This window comes from Pseudomonas arabinosi, assembly GCF_047758675.1.
Taxonomy (GTDB): domain Bacteria; phylum Pseudomonadota; class Gammaproteobacteria; order Pseudomonadales; family Pseudomonadaceae; genus Aquipseudomonas; species Aquipseudomonas arabinosi.
On the sequence record NZ_CP180480.1, the window covers coordinates 2,057,166 to 2,077,897 of the forward strand.

The window sequence follows — 20,732 nt, forward strand, 5'->3', positions numbered from 1 at the left end:
TTATTGCCTGTGCGGCGCAGGCAATAATTGATGGCAGGCCCTAGAATAGCCAAACATTTTTTTCAGGAGGTGGCCGATGCAGGCTCTCGACGCTTTGCTCAACCGTGTTTCCGTTCCACGACTGCTCGAACCGGCACCGACCGCAGACCAACGCGAAGTGCTGTTTGGCGCCGCGATGCGAGCACCAGACCATGGTCACTTGCAGCCTTGGCGCTTCCTGACAGTCGAAGGCGCGGCGCGCGAGCAAATGGGCGAGTTGCTGGCCGAAGCGGCGAAGCTGCAGGACAGTGAGGTGTCTGAGGCGGCGTTGGACAAGGCGCGTAACGGTCCACTGCGCGCCCCCCTGGTGGTTGTGGTGATCGCGCGGTTGCAGGATCACGTTAAATATCCGAAGTCCGAACAACTGCTGGCGGCGGGCTGTGCGGCTCACGGGATTTTGCTGGCGGCTTATGCGCAAGGGATTGGCGCGGTGTGGCGCACGGGTGAACTGGCGTATTCGGCACATGTGGCCAAGGGCTTGGGATTGGCGGAAGGGGAAGAGGTGATTGCGTTTCTTTACCTTGGCACGCCGCAGAAGGAACCGCGTGTGGCGGAGAAAGTCGACCTGGCTGAGTTTGTCAGCGCCTGGCCGGGGAAGTCCTGACCACACCGATCAAATAGATGCGAGCTTGATCGCGATAGCGGTGGGTCATTCAATATTGATGTTGAATGTAACACCGCCATCGCGAGCAAGCTCGCTCCCACAGGGTTCAGGGTTGGACTACGGCCCCCGGCACCAACGGCAATTCCAGGCTGGCGATAAACCCGCCATCGGGATGATTAGCCAGCACCAGACTCCCGCCATGACGCTCCGCCGCACGGCGCGCAATCGCCAATCCCAAACCATGTCCAGCCGCCGACTGCCCCGGCGCCCGATAGAACGGCTCACCCAACTGGCTCAAATGCGCAGCCTCTACGCCCGGTCCATGGTCACGCACACTGACCACAATCCGCTCACCCTGACGCACCGCCTGCATTTCAATCGATTGCCCCACCGGGTTGAACCGCTGAGCATTGCGCAGCAGGTTGTCGACGGCGCGCTCGATCATCGTCGGCCAGCCTTTCAGGTTCAGCTGCGGCTCGGCCTCAAGATGCACGTTCTGCTCCGGGGAACCCAATTGAGCATCCTTTTGCAGAGTGTTGAGCAGCGCATTGAGATCAACCTCTTCAGCGCTGGCGTTGTCGGCGTCGACCCGCGCCAGAACCAGAATTTCGCTGATCAGCGCTTCCAGTCGGTCGCACTCCCGAGTGAGGCGCGGCCAGAGTTTTTCCCGTTCTTCAGGGTTGGCCCGCTCGGCGAGTGCCAACGCAATGCGCAGCCGGGCAAGCGGTGAACGCAGCTCATGGGACACATCCCGCAGCAACTGCCGTTGGCTGCCGATCAAGCTTTGCAGACGCGCGCCCATCCGGTTGAAGTCGTTGGCCAGCACGCCGAACTCATCGCGCCGGTTGGCCAGTTTCACCAGGCTGTTTTGTTGATAGGTGGTTTGCCCCAGGTCATGCACCGCGCCGCGCAAGCGGTTGAGTGGCCGAGTAATGGACAGCGTCACGAACAGGCTGAACAAGGTCAGCACCACCAACGCGATACCCAGCGCACTCAATGGCCAGAGCAGGCTTTCGCGGTGCCAGGAATCAAGTTCCGGGTGCGGGATGCGATAAATCAGCAGGTAGGTGTCACCGGTTTTTTCGCTGGTGTACTCCGCCGTCAAGCGACGCCACGGCAGGCGCCGATCATCGTTGTTCTGTCGCGCTTCGAAGGCAGCCGCCCTGCGTGGGAACGTACCGCGCACCACCGGATCGCCGCTCTCGTTGAGCACTTGAACGTCGATGTGATACTGGCGCTTGCGCTGTTCCAGAATGTCCTGGGCCGCGTCTTCACCCTGTGATTCGTAGGTTTGCGTCCACTGCTCGGCCAGGGTATTGAGGCCGGGATGGCGACTGAGAATCCACGCGTCCTGATTGAGCATATGCCCCAGCAGAATGGAAAGCCCTGCAACCAGAGCGATGGCCAACCAGAAGCTGGCCAGAATACGCCAGAACAATGAGCGCACAGAAAATCCTCAAGCAAAGAAAGCCCAACGGCGATCAACCGTTGGGCTGTGACATGACGCTAGAACATTATTGCGCCTTTTGCGGCTGTTGCGCTTTCCAGGCCTTGAACTCGGCCCATTCGGCGCGACGCTCAGCCTGTTTTTTCTGGATCTCGTCGAATTGCTTCTGTTGATCCGGTTTCAGCAAGGCACGCACGTTGGCTTCAGCTTTCTTGTGGTTGGCCGCCATTTCATCTTTCATGGCCTTCTGGTCGGCTGGCGAGAGTTTTTCCAGATACTTGTCGACCACTTGCTTACGCTCGTGCATCTGCTCGCCCATGATTTTGCGGATCTGTTCACGCTGTTCGCGGCTCAGGTCCAGCTGGCTGTACGGGCCTTTGCCGTGCATGCCGTGCATCTGACCGCCATGGCGTGAGCCGTCCATCGGGCCACCCATCGGGCCGGCACCTTCAGGCATGGCCATGGCAACGGTCGGCAGGGCGGCAGCGAACATCAGAGCGATAAGAGTCTTGCGCATGGTGAATCTCCTTGTCTCGTTCCCGGTACGTTCCGGATGAGTACAGATTACGGAGATCAAGGTCAGCGGCGGTCAGCGGAGCGTAAAGCTTGGGTAAAGACGATTTTGTACCTTGCTGACAAATCCATGTCCCTGACGAACATGACCGGTGTAGCAGCTGTCGAGCCCCAGCGAGGCTGCTACGAAGGTTTGCGTCGGGTTTCAGAGGCTGTAGTAGTAACCGCGGCTGCGCAGGGCCACGATGCGTGGGCGGCCGTCGGGGTGCGGGCCGATCTTTTTGCGCAGGTTGCTGACGTGCATGTCCAGGCTGCGGTCGTACAGCGTCAGCTTGCGGCCGAGGGCGATTTGCGCCAGTTCCTGTTTGTCCAGCGGCTCGCCGGGTTGCTTGAGCAGGGCTTCGAGCAAACGGCTTTCGGAAACGGTGAGAGTGAATTCCTGTTCATCGATGCTGACCACGCCGCGCACCGGGCTGAAACACAGGTCGCCCAACTCGAGTTGACTGGAGACTGCTGCCGGATGACTGCGGCGCAGTACGGCGCGCAGGCGGGCCGTCAGTTCCCGTGGGTCGCACGGTTTGGCCAGGTAATCGTCGGCGCCGAGTTCCAGGCCGAGGATGCGGTCCAGCGGCTCGCCGCGAGCCGAGAGCATCAGCACCGGCAAATCCGGGTGATCGCTGCGCAATTGCTTGAGCAGCTCCAGGCCGCTGCCGTCCGGCAGCATCACGTCCAGTACCACGGCTGCCGGCGACGTTTCGGCCAGTGCGCGACGGGCGCTCTGGCCATCGTGGCAGGCGCGGACCTGGAAGCCTTCCTGGCTCAGCCAACTGCTCAGGAGCTCACACAGCTCCTGGTCATCATCAATTAATAACAGCTCGCTCATGACTCACTCAATTTAGCCATTGCCTACGTTTTCTGGTGGCACCACTGGCGAAGATACCGCAGAGCAGCGCCAATAGCGCTACTGCGGCGCCGATGACGAACCACTGTTGCTGATCGGTCAATAGACGCGGTAGCGGGCTGCTGGCCTGGACTTCCTTGAGTTGCAGCTTGAGGCGCTGATTCTCTTGGCGCAACCGGCTCAGCTGGGCGCTTTCGCGTTCTGCATCGGTATTTTGCAGTTGTTTGCTCAGTACTTCTCGTTGCTGCTCGCTTACCTTCAAGCGCTGTTGCAACTCGGTGATCTGGCTGCCGGCGCTCAGGGACAGCGGTGTGGAATTACCGCCCTCGGCGCTTTCTTCACCATGAGCAGGGGCCACAATCGACAACGTCACCAACATCAGACACAACGGACCTTTGCGCATCGCCACTCCTGATTCCAATACGAGTATTGGGCAGGTTGTCGGCCGGTAAACGAGAATAATGAGCGTTGAGCGCGCGATGAACCGATAAGGTTCATCGCGCTGGAGGGATATTACGGCAGGACTTGCTTGAACGGCTTGACCGAAACGTTGGCGTAGACACCTGCTGCGATGTACGGATCAGCGTCGGCCCAGGCTTGTGCGGCACTCAGGGAATCGAACTCTGCGACGATCAGGCTGCCGGTGAAACCCGCAGCGCCCGGATCATTGCTGTCGACCGCCGGGTGTGGACCGGCCAAAACGATGCGTCCTTCACCTTTGAGCACTTGCAGGCGCTCAAGGTGTGCAGGCCGTGCGGCCAGGCGGGCTTCCAGGGAGTTGGCGACGTCTGTGGCAATGATTGCGTAAAGCATGTCAGTCCTCGGTTTTTGGCGTTGTGGTATCGGCGTCGTGCAGGTGGCGGGACAAATAAATGCCCTGGGCGACCAGGAACAGCAGCGTCATGCCCAGGCTGCCGAAGACTTTGAAGTCAACCCAGTAGTCCTGAAAGGTGAACGCGACGAACAGGTTGGCGGCACCGCAAAACAGGAAAAACCCGATCCAGGCGATGTTCAGACGGGTCCAGACCGGCTCCGGCAGGGTCAGCGCGTGGCCCATGATGCGTTTGATCAGCAATTGCTCACCGATGAAGTGGCTGCCAATGAACGCCAGGGCGAACAGCCAGTTCACCACCGGGGCTTTCCATTTGAGGAAGGTTTCGCTGTGGAACGCCAGGGTCAGGCTGCCGAAGACCAGGCAGGCGATGAGGGTCAGCCACTGGCTCTTCTCGAGCTTGCGCTGCTTGATGAACAGCGTGCCGTAAACCACCAGGGAACTGATGATCAGCATGGCAGTGGCGCTGTAAATACCGCCTACAGTCAACTCATGACCGGCGATGTCGACGACCCGTGGATCGAGTTTGAAGACGATGAAGAACAGCAGAAGCGGGATGAAATCGATGAATTGTTTCACAGTGGCAGCCAGAAGCAGGATGTGGCGGCATAATAACAAACATATGGGCGCGCGATAGCGCCAGCTGATTTGAGGTAAAAAAGTCCTGTGAATGTTGATTTGCACTGCCATAGCACGGCCTCCGATGGTGCTCTCGCGCCTGCAGTACTGGTTGCGCGTGCGTTCGAGAAAGGCGTGCGAGTCCTGGCCTTGACCGATCATGACACCCTTGAGGGCCTCGACGAGGCTCGCAGTGCGGCGACCGCGCTGGGGATGCAATTGGTTAATGGCGTCGAATTGTCCTGCACCTGGGGCGGCGCGACCATTCACGTTTTGGGCTACGGATTTGATGTCAATGCCGCGCCATTGGTCGAGGCCATCGCTAAATTGCACGATGGCCGCTGGCTACGGTCCGAAGAAATAAGCCGAAAACTGGCATTGAAGGGCATGCCGGGCGCGCTCGAAGGGGCTCGGGCCATCCAGCAGGAACTGGGCGACAGCGGCAACGCGCCAGCCCGCCCGCATTTCGCCGACTGGATGGTGCGTGAAGGTTTCGTCAAGGATCGCGCTGAGGCGTTCCGCAAATGGCTGGGCGCCGGCAAGCTGGGGGACGTCAAGCAACACTGGCCGACCCTGGAAGACACCGTCGAAACCCTGCGCGCCGCCAAGGCCTGGGTCAGCCTGGCGCATCCGTGGCACTACGATTTCACTCGCAGCAAACGTCGCCGGCTGATTGCCGACTATATTCAAGCAGGGGGCCACGCTATCGAAGTGGTCAATGGCCATCAGCCCGCCGAGCAAGTGGGCAGCCTGGCGATTCTCGCCCGTGAGTTCGGTCTGCTGGTCAGCGCCGGCAGTGATTTTCATGGCCCTGGAGGCTGGTCCGAGATCGGTGAATACCGCCCGCTCCCGGAGGATCTGCCGCCACTGTGGTGTCGATTCAAACATGACCCAATTATTGCCGCCGTCTGAACAGGTAGAGAATGTGAGTCAATTTTTCCAGATTCATCCGGAAAACCCGCAAGCGCGCCTGATCAAACAGGCTGTCGAGATCATCCGCAGCGGCGGGGTGGTGATTTATCCCACAGACTCGTCCTACGCCATTGGTTGCCAGATCGGCGACAAGAATGCCGTGGAGCGCGTGCGCCGGTTGCGGGGCCTGGATGACAAACACAACTTCGCGCTGATTTGCAGCGACCTGTCGCAGTTGGGGGTGTTCGCCAAGATCGATACCGGCACGTTCCGCCTGCTCAAGGCGCACCTGCCAGGGCCGTACACCTTCATTCTCAACGCCACCCGCGAAGTCCCGCGGCTGTTGTTGCACCCGAAAAAACGCACCATCGGCCTGCGCGTGCCGAGTCATCCGATTGCCCTGGCGCTGCTGGAAGAACTCGGCGAACCGCTGATGAGCGTGACCCTGATCATGCCTGGTGACACCGACCCGATGACCGATCCTTACGAAATGCGTCAGTTGCTCGAGCATCAGGTCGACCTGATCATCGACGGCGGTTTCGGCGGGATCAAGGCGTCCACCGTGATCAATCTCGCCGACGGCGAGCCGGAAGTGATCCGCGTGGGTTGCGGCGACCCGACGCCGTTCATGGCCGAGGCATAGATGTCTGCAGTAGAACCCGTTGTCGACAGTCAGGCCGGAGCCCAGCAAGAGCTGCCCTTCGCGATGGTCTATGGCCAGGCGGTCATGGAAATGCCGCTGGACCTGTACATTCCGCCGGACGCGCTTGAGGTCTTCCTTGAAGCGTTCGAAGGTCCCCTGGACCTGCTGCTGTACCTGATCCGCAAACAGAACATCAACATCCTCGACATCCCGGTGGCGGAAATCACCCGTCAGTACATGGGCTATGTCGAGTTGATGCAGTCGGTGCGCCTGGAGTTGGCCGCCGAGTACCTGGTCATGGCCGCGATGCTGGCCGAGATCAAATCGCGGATGCTGCTGCCGCGTGCCGAAACGATCGAGGCCGAAGAAGACGACCCCCGCGCTGAACTGATCCGCCGCTTGCAAGAGTACGAACGCTTCAAGGCCGCAGCCGAAGGCATTGATGGCCTGAGCCGTGTGGGTCGTGACGTGGTAGTCCCCAAACTCGACGCCCCGGAAGCCCGGGCACGCAAGCTGTTGCCAGACGTGCGTCTTTCAGAGCTGTTGTTGTCCATGGCAGAAGTGTTGCGCCGTGGCGACATGTTCGAAAGTCACCAGGTCAGCCGCGAGGCGCTGTCCACGCGCGAACGCATGAGCGATGTGCTGGAGCGCCTCAAGGGCGGCGGTTTCGTGCCCTTTGCCGAACTGTTCACCGCTGAAGAAGGACGTCTGGGGGTGGTGGTAACCTTTATGGCGATTCTCGAACTGGTCAAGGAATCCTTGGTCGAGCTGGTGCAGAATGAGCCGTTCGCAGCGATCCACGTGCGGGCCCGAGCCGAATAACGAGTTGAATCATGAACCTGACTGAACCCCGCGAGCTGGCGCCATTGCTTGAAGCTTTTCTGTTGGCCTCGGGAAAACCGCAATCGCTTGAACGCCTGTTCGAACTCTTCGAAGAGGGCGAGCGGCCGGAGCCGCCGGTCTTCAAGAAAGCCCTGACGATTCTCGCCAAGTCCTGCGACGGTCGGGCCTTCGAGCTGAAGGAAGTCGCCTCCGGGTATCGCTTGCAGATCCGCGAAAAGTTCTCGCCGTGGGTAGGACGTTTGTGGGAAGAGCGGCCGCAGCGCTATTCCCGCGCCATGCTCGAAACCATTGCGCTGATCGCCTATCGCCAGCCGATCACCCGGGGCGAGATCGAAGACGTGCGGGGCGTCGCGGTCAACAGTCACATCGTCAAAACCTTGCTGGAGCGCGAGTGGATCCGCATCGTCGGCTACCGCGACGTGCCCGGTAAGCCGGCGATGTTTGCGACTACCAAGGCCTTTCTCGACCATTTCAACCTGAAGAACCTCGACGATTTGCCACCGCTGGCCGAATTGCGCGAGCTTGAGCCTGATCCGGTGCTCGACTTTGATGACGCACCAGTGCCTGCCGGGTTGCAGGAACTGGCGGATGCCAGCGCCGAGCCGGAAGAGCCGAAGGAAGAAACCAGTTTCCATACGCTGTTGCTGGAACTCGACACGATGGAGGAGGGGCTCAAGACTGACTTTGACGATTTGTTGCGCGATGGCGAGGTGACCAAGCCCGAAGAGGTTTTGGAGCTGCCGGAGCCCGAGCTTGAGCCTGAAATCGAAATTGAACTTCAGGTCGAGCCCGAAGCTACAGTCGAAGAAGAGCAGGAAGATGATGTGCTTGGCGTTGCCGAGGCGCGGGAAAAACTCCTGGCCGCTGTAGCCGCGCTCGAACAGTCGAAACCTGAGCCCGAGTTGACCGACGAAGAAGCCGAAGCCAAGGCTTTGGCAGAAGCAATCGAGGCCGAGCGTCGTCAGTTCGAAGATTGACTCGGATCCTGTGGGAGCGAGCCTGCTCGCGATGAGGGAGTGTCAGCCAACATCATTGCTGCCAGGCACACCGCTATCGCGAGCAGGCTCGCTCCCACATTGGATCTGTATTGAATTCGAAATTGGTGCCACCGGTCGGCGGAAATCCAGGTAAGTCACCCTTGATCAGCTAGTCTCTGATGCGCGAACGCTCCCATGAGCGTATGATTCGCGACCCTTCGGCGATCCCTTCGCCCTAGACCCTGCTTTCAACTCTTCAGGTCCCTCACTTCAGAGCTGCCTGAACAGACCACACCGGGAGGTGCCCAGATGAGTATCAAAGACCAGAAAGACGACCAGGAAATCGGCCCAGCAGGCGAAAAACTGCAGAAAGTCCTCGCCCGTATCGGCGTCGGCTCGCGCCGTGACGTAGAAGCCTGGATCAGTCACGGCCGCATCAAGGTCAATGGCAAAGACGCCACCCTCGGGCAGCGCGTCGACATGCATGACGCCATCACCATTGATGGCAAGGTGATCAAGCGCGAAGAAGCCGCCGAGTCGGTACGCCGCGTGATCATGTACAACAAGCCGGACGGCGAAATCTGCACCCGCCTTGATCCGGAAGGCCGTCCGACCGTTTTCGACAAGATGCCGCGCCCGAAAGAAGGTCGCTGGATCAACATCGGTCGTCTGGACATCAACACCACTGGCCTGCTGATGTTCACCACCGACGGTGAGCTGGCTAACCGCCTGATGCACCCTTCCTACGAAATGGACCGTGAATACGCGGTACGTGTGCGTGGCGAAGTCGATGACGAGATGATCGAGCGTCTGAAAGCAGGCGTCGTCCTCGAAGACGGCCCGGCCAAGTTCACCGACATCAAGCAAGCGCCGGGTGGCGAAGGTTTTAACCACTGGTACCACTGCGTGGTGATGGAAGGTCGCAACCGCGAAGTCCGTCGTCTGTGGGAATCCCAAGGCCTGGTGGTCAGCCGTCTGAAGCGCGTGCGTTTCGGTCCGGTGTTCCTCAACTCTGACCTGCCGATGGGCCGCTGGCGCGAAATGAGCCAGTACGAAGTCGACATTCTGAGTGCTGAAGTTGGCCTGACGCCTGTGGCCATGCCGCAGATGAACGCCAAGAGCAAAGACAAGCTCGACCGTATGCAGCGTAAATCGTCGCGTCCGATGGGCAAGACCGAGCGCGTGCGTTCGTTGCGTCCAGCGATCGGCAACCAGACAGCGGCTACTCCACGTGATACTCGTGAGCCGCATATCGAAGGCGAGCGTCCAGCCCGCAAGCCAGCAGCACCTCGTGCTGACGGTGAGCGCGGTCCACGCACGCCACGTCCGGCCAATGGTCGCACCGAGCGCGGCGAAGGCCGTGGTGCACCAAGCGGTGGTCGTAGCGATCGCGGTGCTCCAGCCGGTCGTGGTGAGTCTCGTGGTGAGTCGGGTCGCGGTACGCCGGTGGCAGACCGTCCTTCCGACACCAAGCGCCCGACCAAGGCTCCGGCGAAGAAGCGTCCAGGCATCGTTCTGGTCGACAAGGACGCGCCATCGGGCAAGCGCCGTGGTGCGCCAGCCGGTTCGGGCCAGCGTCCAGGCTTCGGTCGTCGCAAGCCTGAGTAATCGGTAAGCGCTACATGAAAAAACGCCAACCTTCGGGTTGGCGTTTTTTTTGGTCTGGCTGATCGTTCCCACGCTCTGCGTGGGAATGCCTCAAGGGACGCTCCGCGTTCCAATGGGACGCAGAGCGTCCCGGGCTGCATTCCCACGCAGAGCGTGGGAACGATCATTCAGAAGACAAACCGCCCATCAAACACCGGCTCATCATCCAGCGCCAACACGCCGCTGGAGAAGATCAGGTCCAGATGATGGCTACCCTTCGCGCCACCGCCCAATCCCAGGTGCAGCCCGCAATGACGCTCCTCAAACCCGGCATTGCGCGCATACAACGCTTTAACGCCTTCATTGGTGCCGATCCCCAACTCCTCGATGCGTCGATTGGATGGATTGGCCTCCAGGTACTTGTTGAAGTCATGTTCCAGCCCCGGCACCTCGGTGGCGATTTTGCTGATGGTCGAGTTCTCGATCCACAACTCTAGCGGCGACTCCAGCACCCCGTATTTGCGGGCAAAGGGAATCGTGCTGAGAAAAGTCCCCATGAACTTGACCCGGCCGTTAATGGCCTCGCTGTGCGTGGCAATTTCACCGGGCGCCAGATCGAAGTTGCCGACACCGTTGATGTCGGTCCACTTCTTGATACTGCTCAACGGTGTTTCGAACCACGAGCCGTGATCATCTTTGAAACTTAATGTGGTGGCATGGGACATGCGCTGGATCAAGTGGCTGTTCAACCCGGCAATGCGCTGCGGGGTGACACTGAACGTGTCGTAGAAGTAATCGCCGTAATCCTTGAATAGCAGCGACTTCTTCCAGTTCTCGGCCATGACGCCTTGCAGCGCGCGGACAAATTCCGGGCCGTCGGGGCGTGGGTTGGGCAGGGTAGAAGAGTCGTAGAAGAAAATGTACAGATCGCTGTCGGCAATCGCTTGGGCCAGCAATTCCGTGGGTTCCAGATCCAGTCGCAGTGCGCTGAAACTGAACCGTGGGCTGTCACCGACCTGTTCGGCGATGGCGCTCGTCAGTGCCTGGTAATCAGCCGTGTGGCCGAGCAAGACCTTCGCCGGGTTGATACCGGCAAGGGCTGGGTGATGTTCGAGGTAGTAAAGGAAATGCGAAATGGCGCGTTGCTTATCCATGTAGTCCTCCCTGACAAACCGAGAAAAAGTGGCAGGCACAACCGGCCGGATCGTGCCTGCCGGGATGTCTTACAGAGGCCACATTGCCGTGCCGAACGGAACAACCGCATCGGCTTGCATCATTTCAACGGCGGCGTCATGGGTCGGTGCTTCAAACCAATCGTCCAGTTGCAGTTCAGTTTCCAAGTCTTTTTCAAGTGCTTGCATTGTGAATCTCCTAGATGACTTTTCGGTAAGTGCTGCGGCGCGTTTTCAGTCATTGAATAACCCGCCCACTTGCTGATTGATGCGTCTCGGCAAGTCGCTGAAAACCTAGTTCAGAGGTTTTTAAATTGCAAAAAAATAATCAAATAATATTTGTTTGAACTTTTTATTCTATTTTTAATTAGACAATTTGTTATTAAAAAACAAAAAACTAACTCGACCTTTTCCTAAGGAAACGTCCTACCGTCAATTTGCAGTCAGTCTACAGCCAGATCTGATTCGGCAAATTTACGTTACGGCATGTAAAGAAATCCTGACGAAATCAAGCCTCAAAGCCTATGGTTTGACGCTTGCGCAAGGGATGTAAGGAAAACCTTCCGCCCAACAACCAATTAACCCTTGCGCAGGGCTCTGGCCCGCTTGTTTCAGGCGCGGTTGAAGGGTGAGATGCGCCCCATGCCTGTCGTGCAGGTGCATAACAAGAAGGAGGCGCAATGTACGCCGTGACTCATCTCCATCTCTCCCGTGGGGCGATTTTTCCGCCGCCCCCGTCGATGACCCGCAAAGGTCTGACTCTATTTTTGCAGCCGCCCGAGACCCTCGAGGCGGACACAGGCAATCCCGGCAAATGACACGCTGATCCAGTGGTGTCTGGCAGCAGGGGGTTACAGGTGTACAATGCGCCGCGTTTTAACTGTGACCTCCTGCGCATCTGCGCAAACCTCAAGGCTATCCGCCTTGTTCACTCCGCCGCGCCACAAGCGTGTCGGGTTCGATTTCGTCACAGATAAAAACAAACAGGTGACGCATGACCGTTGTAAAAACGCTGAACTCCTTTTGCCTTCGCTGGGGTTTGATCGGCGCTGCTTGAAATCGCAACCGAGCAGCAACGTCTAACGAACATCATCAAACCTTGCGTGAGACCCTTTTCATGAGTGGACAAAACTCGCATTCAGGCGAGCTGAAACGCGGCCTGAAAAATCGCCATATTCAACTGATCGCCCTCGGTGGCGCGATCGGTACCGGGCTGTTCCTCGGCTCGGCCGGCGTCCTGAAATCCGCTGGCCCGTCGATGATCCTCGGCTACGCCATCTGCGGCTTCATCGCCTTCATGATCATGCGCCAGCTCGGTGAAATGATCGTCGAAGAGCCTGTGGCCGGTTCCTTCAGCCACTTCGCCCATAAATACTGGGGCGGTTTCGCCGGCTTCCTGTCGGGCTGGAACTGCTGGATTCTGTACATTCTGGTGGGCATGTCGGAGCTGACCGCGGTCGGCAAATACATCCACTACTGGGCGCCACACATCCCGACCTGGGTCTCGGCAGCCGGCTTCTTCGTCCTGATCAACTTGATCAACCTGGCGAACGTCAAAGTCTTTGGTGAGGCCGAGTTCTGGTTCGCGATCATCAAGGTCGTGGCCATCGTCGGCATGATTGCGCTCGGCAGCTACCTGCTGGTCAGCGGCGACGGCGGCCCGCAAGCGTCGGTGACCAACCTTTGGGTCCACGGCGGCTTCTTCCCGAATGGTGTCAGCGGCCTGGTGATGGCCATGGCGATCATCATGTTCTCCTTCGGCGGCCTGGAAATGCTCGGTTTCACCGCAGCTGAAGCCGACAAGCCGAGAACCGTGATCCCGAAAGCCATCAACCAGGTGATCTACCGGATCCTGATTTTCTACATCGGTGCGCTGGTTATCCTGCTGTCGCTGACGCCATGGGACAGCCTGCTGGCGACCCTGAACGCGTCGGGTGATTCCTACAGCGGCAGCCCGTTCGTTCAAGTGTTCTCGATGCTCGGTAGCGACACCGCTGCGCACATCCTCAACTTCGTGGTCCTGACGGCGGCATTGTCGGTGTACAACAGCGGCACCTACTGCAACAGCCGCATGCTGCTGGGCATGGCCGAGCAGGGCGATGCGCCGAAAGCCTTGTCGAAGATCGACAAGCGTGGCGTGCCAGTGCGTTCGATCCTTGCGTCGGCGGCGGTGACATTGATTGCCGTATTGCTGAACTACCTGATCCCGCAAAACGCGCTGGAACTGTTGATGTCGCTGGTGGTTGCCACCCTGGTGATCAACTGGGCGATGATCAGCTTTTCGCACTTCAAGTTCCGCCAGCACATGAACAAGACCAAACAGACGCCGCTGTTCAAGGCCCTGTGGTATCCGTACGGCAACTACGTTTGCCTGGCGTTCGTGGTGTTCATCCTTGGCGTGATGCTGCTGATCCCGGGCATCCAGATCTCGGTGTATGCGATTCCGGTGTGGGTCGCGTTCATGTGGATCTGCTACGGCATCAAGAACAAGCGTCGTGACCGGCATGCGCTGCAGGCTGCGGGTTCCGCTGCCAAGTAAGTGCAAAACGCAGAAACAACAAACCCGGCCGTGTGCCGGGTTTGTTGTTTTCAGAGTTCTTACAAAACCCTTGTAGGAGTGAGCCTGCTCGCGATAGCGGTGTGTCAGTCAACATCTTGGTTGTCTGACGCACCGCTATCGCGAGCAGGCTCACTCCCACAGGGACCGCATTCTTTCAGTTCATTCGCGGTATCCTGAGCGCCCTGAATCCGGACGCTTTTCCATGCTGGTGATTTCCAACAACGTGCATCTGCCGGATGCCGAGATCGAGTTGACCGCCATCCGCGCCCAGGGCGCTGGCGGGCAGAACGTCAACAAAGTCTCCAGTGCCATGCACCTGCGTTTCGACATTCCGGCCTCGTCCTTGCCCGAGTTCTACAAGGAACGGCTGCTGGCGCTGCGCGACAGTCGCATCACCAGCGAAGGGGTGTTGATCATCAAGGCCCAGCAATACCGCACGCAGGAAGCCAATCGCGCGGATGCGCTGGAGCGGCTGACCGAGTTGATCCTCAGTGCCACCAAGGTCGAAAAGAAACGTCGTCCGACCAAACCGACCCTCGGTTCGAAGAAGCGTCGGCTGGAATCCAAGACCAAACGCGGCAGCATCAAGGCCGGGCGTGGCAAGGTTGATTTTTAGCGGGCTTGGCGCTCTTCCCGGTACTTTTCATTGAGATGTTTCGGCGCCTGCCGGTACAAGTAAACACTCAGTGCCAGACCGCTCAACGCGGCGAGTGCAGCGAACAGGAAGATCGAGGCAAAACCAAAGCCTGCCGCAATCGCACCGGCCAGTGGCCCGGTAATCCCCAGCGACAAATCGATGAACAGCGAATAAGCCCCGACTGCCGCGCCACGACTTGAGGCCGGCACCAGGTTGACTGCTTCCACGCCCAGTGCCGGAAACACCAGCGAGAAACCGAACCCGCTCAGTGCCGCACCGGCCAGTGCCCAATGAGCGTCCGGCGCCAGCCATAGCAGCAACAGCCCCAGTGTTTCCACCGACAGGCAGACAATCGCCACGCGAAAGCCGCCGAGGCGATTGATCAGATTGCCGAACAGCAGCCGCGCACCGATGAAACTGGCACCGAACACACTCAAGCACAGCACCGCGTTGTCCCAATGCTGCGTGGCGTAATACAACGTGATGAACGTCGCGATAGTGCCGAAACCGATGGAGCCCAGCGCCAGGCCGCAACCATGTGGCAGCACGCGCCCCAGCACATGCATGAACGGCAAACGCTCACCGACTACAATCGGCGCGGCGGTTTTCGGCCAGGCCAGCAGCAGACCGAGGACGGCCAGCAACACGATGCTCACGCCCATGCTCCACAAGCCCAGCTGATTCACCAGCAGCACGCCCAGCGGCGCGCCGACAGCCAGTGCGCCATAACTGGCGATGCCATTCCAGGAAATGACTTTGGCGGTGTTCGCCGCACCAACCCGGCCGATGCCCCAGCCGATCGAGCCGGAGCCCACCAGGCTTTCCGCGCTGCCGAGCACCAGACGGCCGATCAACAGGCTGATCAGGCTCAAGGTCGGCAGGCTCTGGGTCCAGGCCGAAATCAGCATGAACACGCCGCTCAAACCGCAGCCGGCGAGGCCGTACATCACGGCGAGTTTGCTGCCCTTGTTGTCGATGATTTTCCCGGCATACGGACGGCTGAGCAGGGTGGCCAGGTATTGCACGCTGATCACCAGGCCCGCGATGACCGCGCCGAAACCCAGATCGCTGTGGACGTAGCCCGGCAACACGGCCAGGGGAATGCCGATATTCAGATAGCCGATGAAGGTGAACAGGACGATGGAAACGACTTGCAGCGTGACCGCCAGGGGGCGCTGGTTTTCAGACATGGGTAAAGATCCACGGGAAAGCAGGATAGATAGGCTGCTTATGATAGCGGCGCAAGCGGCTGCGGGTCGTGGAAAAAGTAAAACTATTTGCCGGGCGGCGATGAATCAGGGTTTGGCGGGAGCGACCAGGTGCGTGGTGACCAGGGCGGCCAAGGCGTTTTCTTCGGTACCGAAGCGGGCCAGGAGGGCGGCTTGCTTTTCGGGGGACAGGCGATTCCAGATATCGATCATCTTTTCGGTGGTGCCGATCAGCACGCTGGCCTGGGTTTCGGAGAAATCATCGGACATGGTGTGGGGCTCAAGGGTTCAGGCGGTGTGGAAAGCGCATGTTAGCGCTTTCCACACGGTCTGGCATTGCAGGTGAATCAGTCTTCGCTGTCGGCCTTGCGGCGTTCAGTGGCTTCTTTTGGCTCGGGCTGTTGGGCACCGGCTTGTTGCGTGGGCGTCTGCTCAGTTTCGTGCAGGCTTGGGAAGGGGAGATTAGGGATCTCGTGCATATCGCGCTCCTCGCAAAGTCTGTTGATAGATCTGGTAGATCCGCGCTTTTAAAAAGCTTGGGGAGGATACAGCAGAAAAAATGACAAATAGACTTTTATATCTAATTGTTGCGACGGATGGGATTGTCTAGACAGGTCTGGAAGAGGGAGCGACACAAAGCAAATGTGGGAGCGAGCTTGCTCGCGATAGCGGTGGCACATCCAACATCAATGTGTCTGAAGAATCGCTATCGCGAGCAAGCTCGCTCCCACAGGGGACCTGCGGTGCTGGAGGGTTATTTGCAGACTTCGGCGATCGCCTCAGCCAGCAGATCCAGGCGCGTTGCATCAATCCCGGCCACGTTGGCCCGGCCTGAGTTGACCATGTAGACGCTGTGGTGATCGCGCAGTTGTTTGACCTGGTCCGGCGTCAAACCGGTGTAGGAAAACATCCCGCGTTGCACGCCGATGTGCGCAAAGCGCTCGCGCAAACCATGAGGTTCAAGCGCTTCAACCAAACCGCTGCGCAGTTGGGCGATACGCAAACGCATGGCTTCCACTTCGTCAGCCCAGAGGCTTTTCAGCTCCGGATCACCGAGGATGGTTGCTACTACGGCAGCGCCATGATCCGGCGGTGTCGACCACAGGTTGCGAGCGATGTTGGCCAGTTGGCTGCGGATGTCCACCAGCTTGTCAGCGGTTTTCGCGCAGACAATCAGCGCACCGGTGCGGTCGCGGTACAGGCCGAAGTTCTTCGAGCAGGAACTGGTGATCAGCACTTCCGGCAACGCGGCAGCGAACAACCGGGTTGACCATGCATCCTGTTCCAGGCCATCGCCGAAGCCCTGGTAGGCGAAGTCGATCAGTGGCACCAAATCGCGACTGCGCACCACGTCCAGCACCCGGCGCCAATCGTCATGGGACAGATCGAATCCGGTCGGGTTATGGCAGCAAGCGTGCAGCAGCACCACATCGCCCTTCGGCGCTTCGTTGAGTACCGCGAGCATCGCCTCGACGTCGAGGCGGTTATCGCTGCCGACGTACGGGTAATGACTGACCTTGACCCCGGCTGCCGCGAAGATGGTTTCGTGGATTGGCCAGGTCGGATTGCTCAGCCACACGCCACGGCCCGGAAGGCATTGGGCGATGAAGTCGGCACTCAGGCGCAGCGCGCCAGTGCCGCCCGGCGTTTGCGTTGCGCCGGCCCGTTGTTCGGCGATCAGCGGGGAATCGGCACCCAGCACCAATTCAACGATGGCCTTGCCGAACGCCGGTTCACCGTGACCACCGATGTAGGTTTTGGTGGTCTGCCGATCCACCAGGCGCTGCTCGGCGAGCTTCACGGCCTGGGGAATCGGTGTCAGGCCCTGGGCATCTTTATAGACGCCCACGCCGAGGTCGAATTTGCGCGGGTTGGGGTCCTGCGCATAGGCCTCCATCAGGCCGAGAATCGGGTCGCCGGGTACTCGACCTATGGCGTCGAAATGCATTATTTACGGCCCTCGGCGTCCTTGGCCACTTCGTCAGTGCGCGCGGCCATGATGAAGTCGTTGCGATGCAGACCTTTGATGGAGTGGCTCCACCAGGTCACGGTGACTTTGCCCCACTCGGTCAGCAGGCCTGGGTGGTGACCTTCGGCCTCGGAGATTTCACCGACGGCGTTGGTGAACGCCAGTGCGTGCTTGAAGTTCTTGAACAGGAAAACTTTTTCCAGCTGCATCACGCTGTCGCGCACTTCAATGTTCCAGTCAGGAATCTGCTTGATCAGTACCGGCAGTTCTTCGTCGCTGACCTGAGGGGCATCGGCGCGGCAGGCTTCGCAATGGGCTTGGTTCAATGTGGACATGATGGGTTCCTGAAATCGAATTATTGGAATTCGGCCGTCAATTCACCACGCTAAACCAAAGCGTCGGTTCCTGACAGGCTCACTTGATTCTAAAAGCTGCGGATCACGCAGCCTTTGGCGGAAATTTTGGTGTGTGCAAGCCCAGCTGCATGCCTTGCTTGACCATGCCCATGATGTCTTCGTGGGCGAGATCGAACAGGCGCTTGAGGTTCGGCAGGACAAAGTACAGCGGTTGCAGGATGTCGATGCGGTACGGCGTGCGCATGCATTCCAGCGGATCGAAGGCCTGATGCTCAGGTTCGTTCGACAGGCAGTAAACGGATTCTTTTGGAGAAGAAAGAATGCCGCCGCCGTAGATGCGCATGCCTTCTGAAGTGTCGACCAGACCGAACTCGATGGTCATCCAGTACAAACGCGCCAGGTACACGCGTTCTTCCTTGGTAGCCTGTAGGCCGAGTTTGCCGTAGGTGTGGGTGAATTCGGCGAACCAAGGGTTGGTCAGCAGCGGGCAGTGGCCAAAGATCTCGTGGAAAATGTCCGGCTCTTGCAGGTAATCCAGCTCTTCGCGGGTACGAATAAACGTCGCTACCGGGAACTGCTTGTTGGCGAGCAATTCGAAAAAGGTCTGGAAGGGGATCAGTGCGGGTACTCGGGCAACCTGCCACCCGGTGGTTTCACCGAGGACTTTGTTGATTTCACCGAGTTGCGGAATGCGGTCGTGGGGCAGACCGAGTTTTTCGATACCGTCCAGGTATTCCTGGCACGCACGACCCTCGATCACTTTCAGTTGGCGAGTAATCAGCGTGTTCCACACCGCGTGTTCTTCGGCGGGGTAGTCGATAAAACCTTGCGCATCGGGCTCGCGAGCCACGTATTGCGTCTGCTTCATGCTGCTCTCCTGCTAGGGGATTTCGTTCTTGTTATGTCCTGCTATGGACCTAGAAATACCTCAAGAAATGCAGTGTTGCAGCACGCGAGTCCCGTCGTGCGTAGGAAAATTCATCGATTTTCGTAAAGTTTTCGTTACGGATCAGTCGCTGTGGCGCAGGGATTGAGATTTCCGGGTTTAAAATGGTGTGCAGGTGTCACATAATCTTGACGACTAAGTTGGCGCCTGTGCAGAAAAATCCGTGCTCAGGCCCTCGATCACTCCTGTTTCGGGCCTTTATATGCGTATCAAAGTCCACTGCCAGAACCGCATCGGTATCCTGCGCGACATTCTCAACCTGCTGGTGGAGTACGGGATCAACGTCGCTCGCGGCGAGGTCGGCGGTGAGCATGGCAACGCGATCTACCTGCATTGCCCTAACCTGATCAACATTCAGTTCCAGGCGTTGCGTCCGAAATTCGAATCGATTGCCGGGGTCTTCGGCGTCAAGCGTGTAGGGCTGATGCCCAGCGAGCGTCGGCACATGGAACTCAATGCGTTGCTCGGCGCCTTGGAGTTTCCGGTGCTGTCGATCGACATGGGCGGTTCGATCGTCGCGGCCAACCGCGCGGCGGCGCAGTTGCTCGGCGTGCGGGTGGATGAGGTGCCAGGGATTCCGCTGTCGCGTTACGCCGAGGATTTCGACTTGCCGGAACTGGTGCGCGCCAACAAGTCGCGGATCAACGGCCTGCGGGTGAAGGTAAAGGGCGACGTGTTTCTCGCCGACATCGCGCCACTGCAATCGGAGCATGACGACAGCGAAGCCATGGCCGGCGCGGTGCTCACGCTACACCGCGCCGACCGGGTAGGGGAGCGCATCTATAACGTGCGCAAGCAGGAACTGCGCGGTTTCGACAGCATTTTCCAAAGCTCGAAGGTGATGGCTGCGGTGGTGCGCGAAGCCCGACGCATGGCGCCGCTGGATGCGCCGCTATTAATAGAAGGTGAAACCGGTACGGGAAAAGAGTTGTTGGCGCGAGCCTGCCACCTGGCGAGTCCGCGGGGCCAGTCACCGTTGATGGCGCTCAACTGCGCCGGCCTGCCGGAATCCATGGCTGAGACTGAGCTGTTCGGCTACGGCCCCGGCGCTTTCGAAGGGGCGCGGGCCGAAGGCAAACTCGGGCTGCTGGAACTGACGGCGGGCGGTACGCTGTTTCTCGATGGCGTCGGGGAAATGAGCCCGCGTTTACAGGTGAAATTGCTGCGTTTCCTGCAGGACGGTTGCTTCCGTCGTGTGGGCAGCGATGAAGAGGTTTATCTGGATGTGCGGGTGATCTGCGCGACGCAGGTCGACCTGTCCGAGTTATGCGCGCGCGGGGAGTTTCGCCAGGACTTGTATCACCGCTTGAACGTGCTTTCGCTGCACATCCCGCCACTGCGCGAATGCCTCGATGGTCTGACGCCGCTGGTGGAACACTTCCTCGATCAGGCCAGTCGGCAGATCGGTTGCCCGCTGCCGAAACTGGCGCCGGCGGCGATGGAGCGGCTCAGTCACTACCACTGGCCGGGCAATGTTCGGCAATTGGAGAACGTGTTGTTCCAGGCGGTTTCCTTGTGCGAGGGCGGGACGGTGAAGGCCGAACATATTCGCCTGCCGGACTACGGCGTGCGTCAGCCACTTGGCGATTTCTCGCTCGAGGGCGGGTTGGACGAGATTGTCGGGCGCTTCGAGAAAGCGGTGCTGGAGCGTTTGTATTCCGAGCACCCGAGCAGTCGGCAACTGGGCAAGCGGTTGGGGGTTTCGCATACGACCATTGCCAATAAGTTGCGTGAGTATGAAGTTGGTAAAGACAACACCTGAAGATCAAAAGATCGCAGCCTTCGGCAGCTCCTACATTTAGATCCCGATACCTGTAGGAGCTGGCGAAGTCTGCGATCTTTTGATCTGTTGCCGCGAAGCGGCATAACACCGCCGGTTTTTCGTCTTCGACACAATCCTCCAATCCCTCCTGAATCCCTCAAGTCCTTTGTTTGCCGGGCCCTGCGCCGCCAGAAAAAAGTTGGTCT

At 59.1% G+C, this 20,732-nt stretch carries 23 protein-coding genes; 9 read left to right on the forward strand and 14 right to left on the reverse strand.

Annotated elements, in window-relative coordinates; translation table 11 throughout:
• The first annotated feature begins 76 nt into the window (after window positions 1-76).
• Complete coding sequence (locus tag ACMXYJ_RS09565; protein ID WP_415759610.1) at window positions 77-643, forward strand: NAD(P)H nitroreductase; 567 nt, start codon at window positions 77-79, stop codon at window positions 641-643.
• Between the two features lie 106 nt (window positions 644-749).
• On the opposite strand, the gene ACMXYJ_RS09570 is transcribed toward ACMXYJ_RS09565, so the two are convergent.
• From ACMXYJ_RS09570 to ACMXYJ_RS09595, 6 genes are all read right to left on the reverse strand, one after another.
• On the reverse strand, window positions 750-2,090 hold the full coding sequence (locus ACMXYJ_RS09570) for a sensor histidine kinase (protein WP_415759612.1): 1,341 nt from the start codon (window positions 2,088-2,090) through the stop codon (window positions 750-752).
• Window positions 2,091-2,157: 67 nt separating this feature from the next.
• Window positions 2,158-2,607: an LTXXQ domain protein gene (locus ACMXYJ_RS09575; RefSeq protein ID WP_415759613.1), complete on the reverse strand. Its 450-nt coding sequence runs from the start codon at window positions 2,605-2,607 to the stop codon at window positions 2,158-2,160.
• A gap of 201 nt (window positions 2,608-2,808) precedes the next feature.
• On the reverse strand, window positions 2,809-3,486 hold the full coding sequence (locus ACMXYJ_RS09580; protein ID WP_027922300.1) for a response regulator transcription factor: 678 nt from the start codon (window positions 3,484-3,486) through the stop codon (window positions 2,809-2,811).
• 7 nt (window positions 3,487-3,493) lie between these two features.
• Window positions 3,494-3,907, reverse strand: coding sequence for a translation initiation factor 2 (locus ACMXYJ_RS09585; protein ID WP_129442124.1), 414 nt, complete (start codon window positions 3,905-3,907; stop codon window positions 3,494-3,496).
• A gap of 110 nt (window positions 3,908-4,017) precedes the next feature.
• Window positions 4,018-4,317 carry a YciI family protein gene (locus ACMXYJ_RS09590; protein ID WP_008156126.1) on the reverse strand — a complete coding sequence of 100 codons (300 nt, stop codon included), beginning with the start codon at window positions 4,315-4,317 and terminating at the stop codon, window positions 4,018-4,020.
• Window position 4,318: 1 nt separating this feature from the next.
• Window positions 4,319-4,915 carry a septation protein A gene (locus ACMXYJ_RS09595; RefSeq protein WP_415759614.1) on the reverse strand — a complete coding sequence of 199 codons (597 nt, stop codon included), beginning with the start codon at window positions 4,913-4,915 and terminating at the stop codon, window positions 4,319-4,321.
• An 87-nt stretch (window positions 4,916-5,002) separates the two neighbouring features.
• On the opposite strand from ACMXYJ_RS09595, the gene ACMXYJ_RS09600 reads away from it, so the two are divergent.
• The 5 genes from ACMXYJ_RS09600 (at window position 5,003) to rluB (ending at window position 9,937) form a co-directional block, all read left to right on the forward strand.
• Window positions 5,003-5,866: a PHP domain-containing protein gene (locus ACMXYJ_RS09600; RefSeq protein ID WP_095127806.1), complete on the forward strand. Its 864-nt coding sequence runs from the start codon at window positions 5,003-5,005 to the stop codon at window positions 5,864-5,866.
• Window positions 5,867-5,879: 13 nt separating this feature from the next.
• Window positions 5,880-6,509 (forward strand): L-threonylcarbamoyladenylate synthase, encoded by a 630-nt coding sequence (locus ACMXYJ_RS09605; protein WP_156400825.1) that lies wholly within the window; start codon window positions 5,880-5,882, stop codon window positions 6,507-6,509.
• Window positions 6,510-7,331 (forward strand): segregation and condensation protein A, encoded by an 822-nt coding sequence (locus ACMXYJ_RS09610; RefSeq protein ID WP_008156118.1) that lies wholly within the window; start codon window positions 6,510-6,512, stop codon window positions 7,329-7,331. It begins immediately after the preceding gene.
• Window positions 7,332-7,342: 11 nt separating this feature from the next.
• On the forward strand, window positions 7,343-8,329 hold the full coding sequence (scpB, locus tag ACMXYJ_RS09615; protein ID WP_415759615.1) for an SMC-Scp complex subunit ScpB: 987 nt from the start codon (window positions 7,343-7,345) through the stop codon (window positions 8,327-8,329).
• Window positions 8,330-8,638: 309 nt separating this feature from the next.
• The gene (gene rluB, locus ACMXYJ_RS09620) at window positions 8,639-9,937 is read left to right on the forward strand and encodes a 23S rRNA pseudouridine(2605) synthase RluB (protein ID WP_415759616.1); all 1,299 of its coding nucleotides are present in this window, start codon (window positions 8,639-8,641) and stop codon (window positions 9,935-9,937) included.
• Window positions 9,938-10,104: 167 nt separating this feature from the next.
• On the opposite strand, the gene ACMXYJ_RS09625 is transcribed toward rluB, so the two are convergent.
• Together ACMXYJ_RS09625 and ACMXYJ_RS09630 are read right to left on the reverse strand one after the other, a co-directional pair.
• Window positions 10,105-11,070: a leucyl aminopeptidase gene (locus ACMXYJ_RS09625; RefSeq protein WP_415759617.1), complete on the reverse strand. Its 966-nt coding sequence runs from the start codon at window positions 11,068-11,070 to the stop codon at window positions 10,105-10,107.
• A gap of 69 nt (window positions 11,071-11,139) precedes the next feature.
• Window positions 11,140-11,277 (reverse strand): hypothetical protein, encoded by a 138-nt coding sequence (locus ACMXYJ_RS09630; RefSeq protein ID WP_008156111.1) that lies wholly within the window; start codon window positions 11,275-11,277, stop codon window positions 11,140-11,142.
• 928 nt (window positions 11,278-12,205) lie between these two features.
• Between ACMXYJ_RS09630 and ACMXYJ_RS09635 the strand changes: the two genes are divergently transcribed.
• Both ACMXYJ_RS09635 and arfB read left to right on the forward strand, forming a co-directional pair.
• Window positions 12,206-13,627, forward strand: coding sequence for an amino acid permease (locus ACMXYJ_RS09635; RefSeq protein WP_415759618.1), 1,422 nt, complete (start codon window positions 12,206-12,208; stop codon window positions 13,625-13,627).
• 223 nt (window positions 13,628-13,850) lie between these two features.
• A complete protein-coding gene (gene arfB, locus ACMXYJ_RS09640) occupies window positions 13,851-14,264 on the forward strand; it encodes an alternative ribosome rescue aminoacyl-tRNA hydrolase ArfB (protein WP_007902485.1) in 414 nt (137 codons plus the stop codon).
• Here the strand turns inward: arfB and ACMXYJ_RS09645 are convergent.
• The 6 genes from ACMXYJ_RS09645 to phhA all read right to left on the reverse strand — a co-directional run bounded on the left by ACMXYJ_RS09645 (window position 14,261) and on the right by phhA (window position 18,686).
• On the reverse strand, window positions 14,261-15,475 hold the full coding sequence (locus tag ACMXYJ_RS09645) for an MFS transporter (RefSeq protein ID WP_415759619.1): 1,215 nt from the start codon (window positions 15,473-15,475) through the stop codon (window positions 14,261-14,263). The genes arfB and ACMXYJ_RS09645 overlap by 4 nt on opposite strands.
• 105 nt (window positions 15,476-15,580) lie before the next feature.
• The gene (locus tag ACMXYJ_RS09650) at window positions 15,581-15,763 is read right to left on the reverse strand and encodes a hypothetical protein (RefSeq protein ID WP_415759620.1); all 183 of its coding nucleotides are present in this window, start codon (window positions 15,761-15,763) and stop codon (window positions 15,581-15,583) included.
• A gap of 77 nt (window positions 15,764-15,840) precedes the next feature.
• Window positions 15,841-15,972, reverse strand: a complete 132-nt coding sequence (locus tag ACMXYJ_RS09655) for a hypothetical protein (protein WP_008156098.1) — start codon at window positions 15,970-15,972, stop codon at window positions 15,841-15,843.
• Window positions 15,973-16,247: 275 nt separating this feature from the next.
• Window positions 16,248-17,441 (reverse strand): amino acid aminotransferase, encoded by a 1,194-nt coding sequence (locus ACMXYJ_RS09660; RefSeq protein WP_415759621.1) that lies wholly within the window; start codon window positions 17,439-17,441, stop codon window positions 16,248-16,250.
• Window positions 17,441-17,797 carry a 4a-hydroxytetrahydrobiopterin dehydratase gene (locus ACMXYJ_RS09665; RefSeq protein ID WP_008030478.1) on the reverse strand — a complete coding sequence of 119 codons (357 nt, stop codon included), beginning with the start codon at window positions 17,795-17,797 and terminating at the stop codon, window positions 17,441-17,443. Before ACMXYJ_RS09665 ends, ACMXYJ_RS09660 begins: the two co-directional genes overlap by 1 nt.
• A 103-nt stretch (window positions 17,798-17,900) precedes the next feature.
• Window positions 17,901-18,686, reverse strand: coding sequence for a phenylalanine 4-monooxygenase (gene phhA, locus ACMXYJ_RS09670; protein WP_415759622.1), 786 nt, complete (start codon window positions 18,684-18,686; stop codon window positions 17,901-17,903).
• A gap of 280 nt (window positions 18,687-18,966) precedes the next feature.
• On the opposite strand from phhA, the gene ACMXYJ_RS09675 reads away from it, so the two are divergent.
• Window positions 18,967-20,526, forward strand: coding sequence for a sigma-54-dependent transcriptional regulator (locus ACMXYJ_RS09675; RefSeq protein WP_415759623.1), 1,560 nt, complete (start codon window positions 18,967-18,969; stop codon window positions 20,524-20,526).
• Window positions 20,527-20,732: the final 206 nt, after the last annotated feature.

What these genes read in the sequence shown, in the direction of transcription:
- ACMXYJ_RS09565 (WP_415759610.1), top strand. Translation starts at nt 77, where the DNA reads ATGCAGGCTCTCGACGCTTTGCTCAACCGTGTTTCCGTTCCACGACTG.
- ACMXYJ_RS09575 (WP_415759613.1), bottom strand. Translation starts at nt 2,607, where the DNA reads ATGCGCAAGACTCTTATCGCTCTGATGTTCGCTGCCGCCCTGCCGACC.
- ACMXYJ_RS09580 (WP_027922300.1), bottom strand. Translation starts at nt 3,486, where the DNA reads ATGAGCGAGCTGTTATTAATTGATGATGACCAGGAGCTGTGTGAGCTC.
- ACMXYJ_RS09585 (WP_129442124.1), bottom strand. Translation starts at nt 3,907, where the DNA reads ATGCGCAAAGGTCCGTTGTGTCTGATGTTGGTGACGTTGTCGATTGTG.
- ACMXYJ_RS09590 (WP_008156126.1), bottom strand. Translation starts at nt 4,317, where the DNA reads ATGCTTTACGCAATCATTGCCACAGACGTCGCCAACTCCCTGGAAGCC.
- ACMXYJ_RS09610 (WP_008156118.1), top strand. Translation starts at nt 6,510, where the DNA reads ATGTCTGCAGTAGAACCCGTTGTCGACAGTCAGGCCGGAGCCCAGCAA.
- scpB (WP_415759615.1), top strand. Translation starts at nt 7,343, where the DNA reads ATGAACCTGACTGAACCCCGCGAGCTGGCGCCATTGCTTGAAGCTTTT.
- rluB (WP_415759616.1), top strand. Translation starts at nt 8,639, where the DNA reads ATGAGTATCAAAGACCAGAAAGACGACCAGGAAATCGGCCCAGCAGGC.
- ACMXYJ_RS09625 (WP_415759617.1), bottom strand. Translation starts at nt 11,070, where the DNA reads ATGGATAAGCAACGCGCCATTTCGCATTTCCTTTACTACCTCGAACAT.
- ACMXYJ_RS09630 (WP_008156111.1), bottom strand. Translation starts at nt 11,277, where the DNA reads ATGCAAGCACTTGAAAAAGACTTGGAAACTGAACTGCAACTGGACGAT.
- ACMXYJ_RS09635 (WP_415759618.1), top strand. Translation starts at nt 12,206, where the DNA reads ATGAGTGGACAAAACTCGCATTCAGGCGAGCTGAAACGCGGCCTGAAA.
- arfB (WP_007902485.1), top strand. Translation starts at nt 13,851, where the DNA reads ATGCTGGTGATTTCCAACAACGTGCATCTGCCGGATGCCGAGATCGAG.
- ACMXYJ_RS09645 (WP_415759619.1), bottom strand. Translation starts at nt 15,475, where the DNA reads ATGTCTGAAAACCAGCGCCCCCTGGCGGTCACGCTGCAAGTCGTTTCC.
- ACMXYJ_RS09650 (WP_415759620.1), bottom strand. Translation starts at nt 15,763, where the DNA reads ATGTCCGATGATTTCTCCGAAACCCAGGCCAGCGTGCTGATCGGCACC.
- ACMXYJ_RS09655 (WP_008156098.1), bottom strand. Translation starts at nt 15,972, where the DNA reads ATGCACGAGATCCCTAATCTCCCCTTCCCAAGCCTGCACGAAACTGAG.
- ACMXYJ_RS09660 (WP_415759621.1), bottom strand. Translation starts at nt 17,441, where the DNA reads ATGCATTTCGACGCCATAGGTCGAGTACCCGGCGACCCGATTCTCGGC.
- ACMXYJ_RS09665 (WP_008030478.1), bottom strand. Translation starts at nt 17,797, where the DNA reads ATGTCCACATTGAACCAAGCCCATTGCGAAGCCTGCCGCGCCGATGCC.
- phhA (WP_415759622.1), bottom strand. Translation starts at nt 18,686, where the DNA reads ATGAAGCAGACGCAATACGTGGCTCGCGAGCCCGATGCGCAAGGTTTT.
- ACMXYJ_RS09675 (WP_415759623.1), top strand. Translation starts at nt 18,967, where the DNA reads ATGCGTATCAAAGTCCACTGCCAGAACCGCATCGGTATCCTGCGCGAC.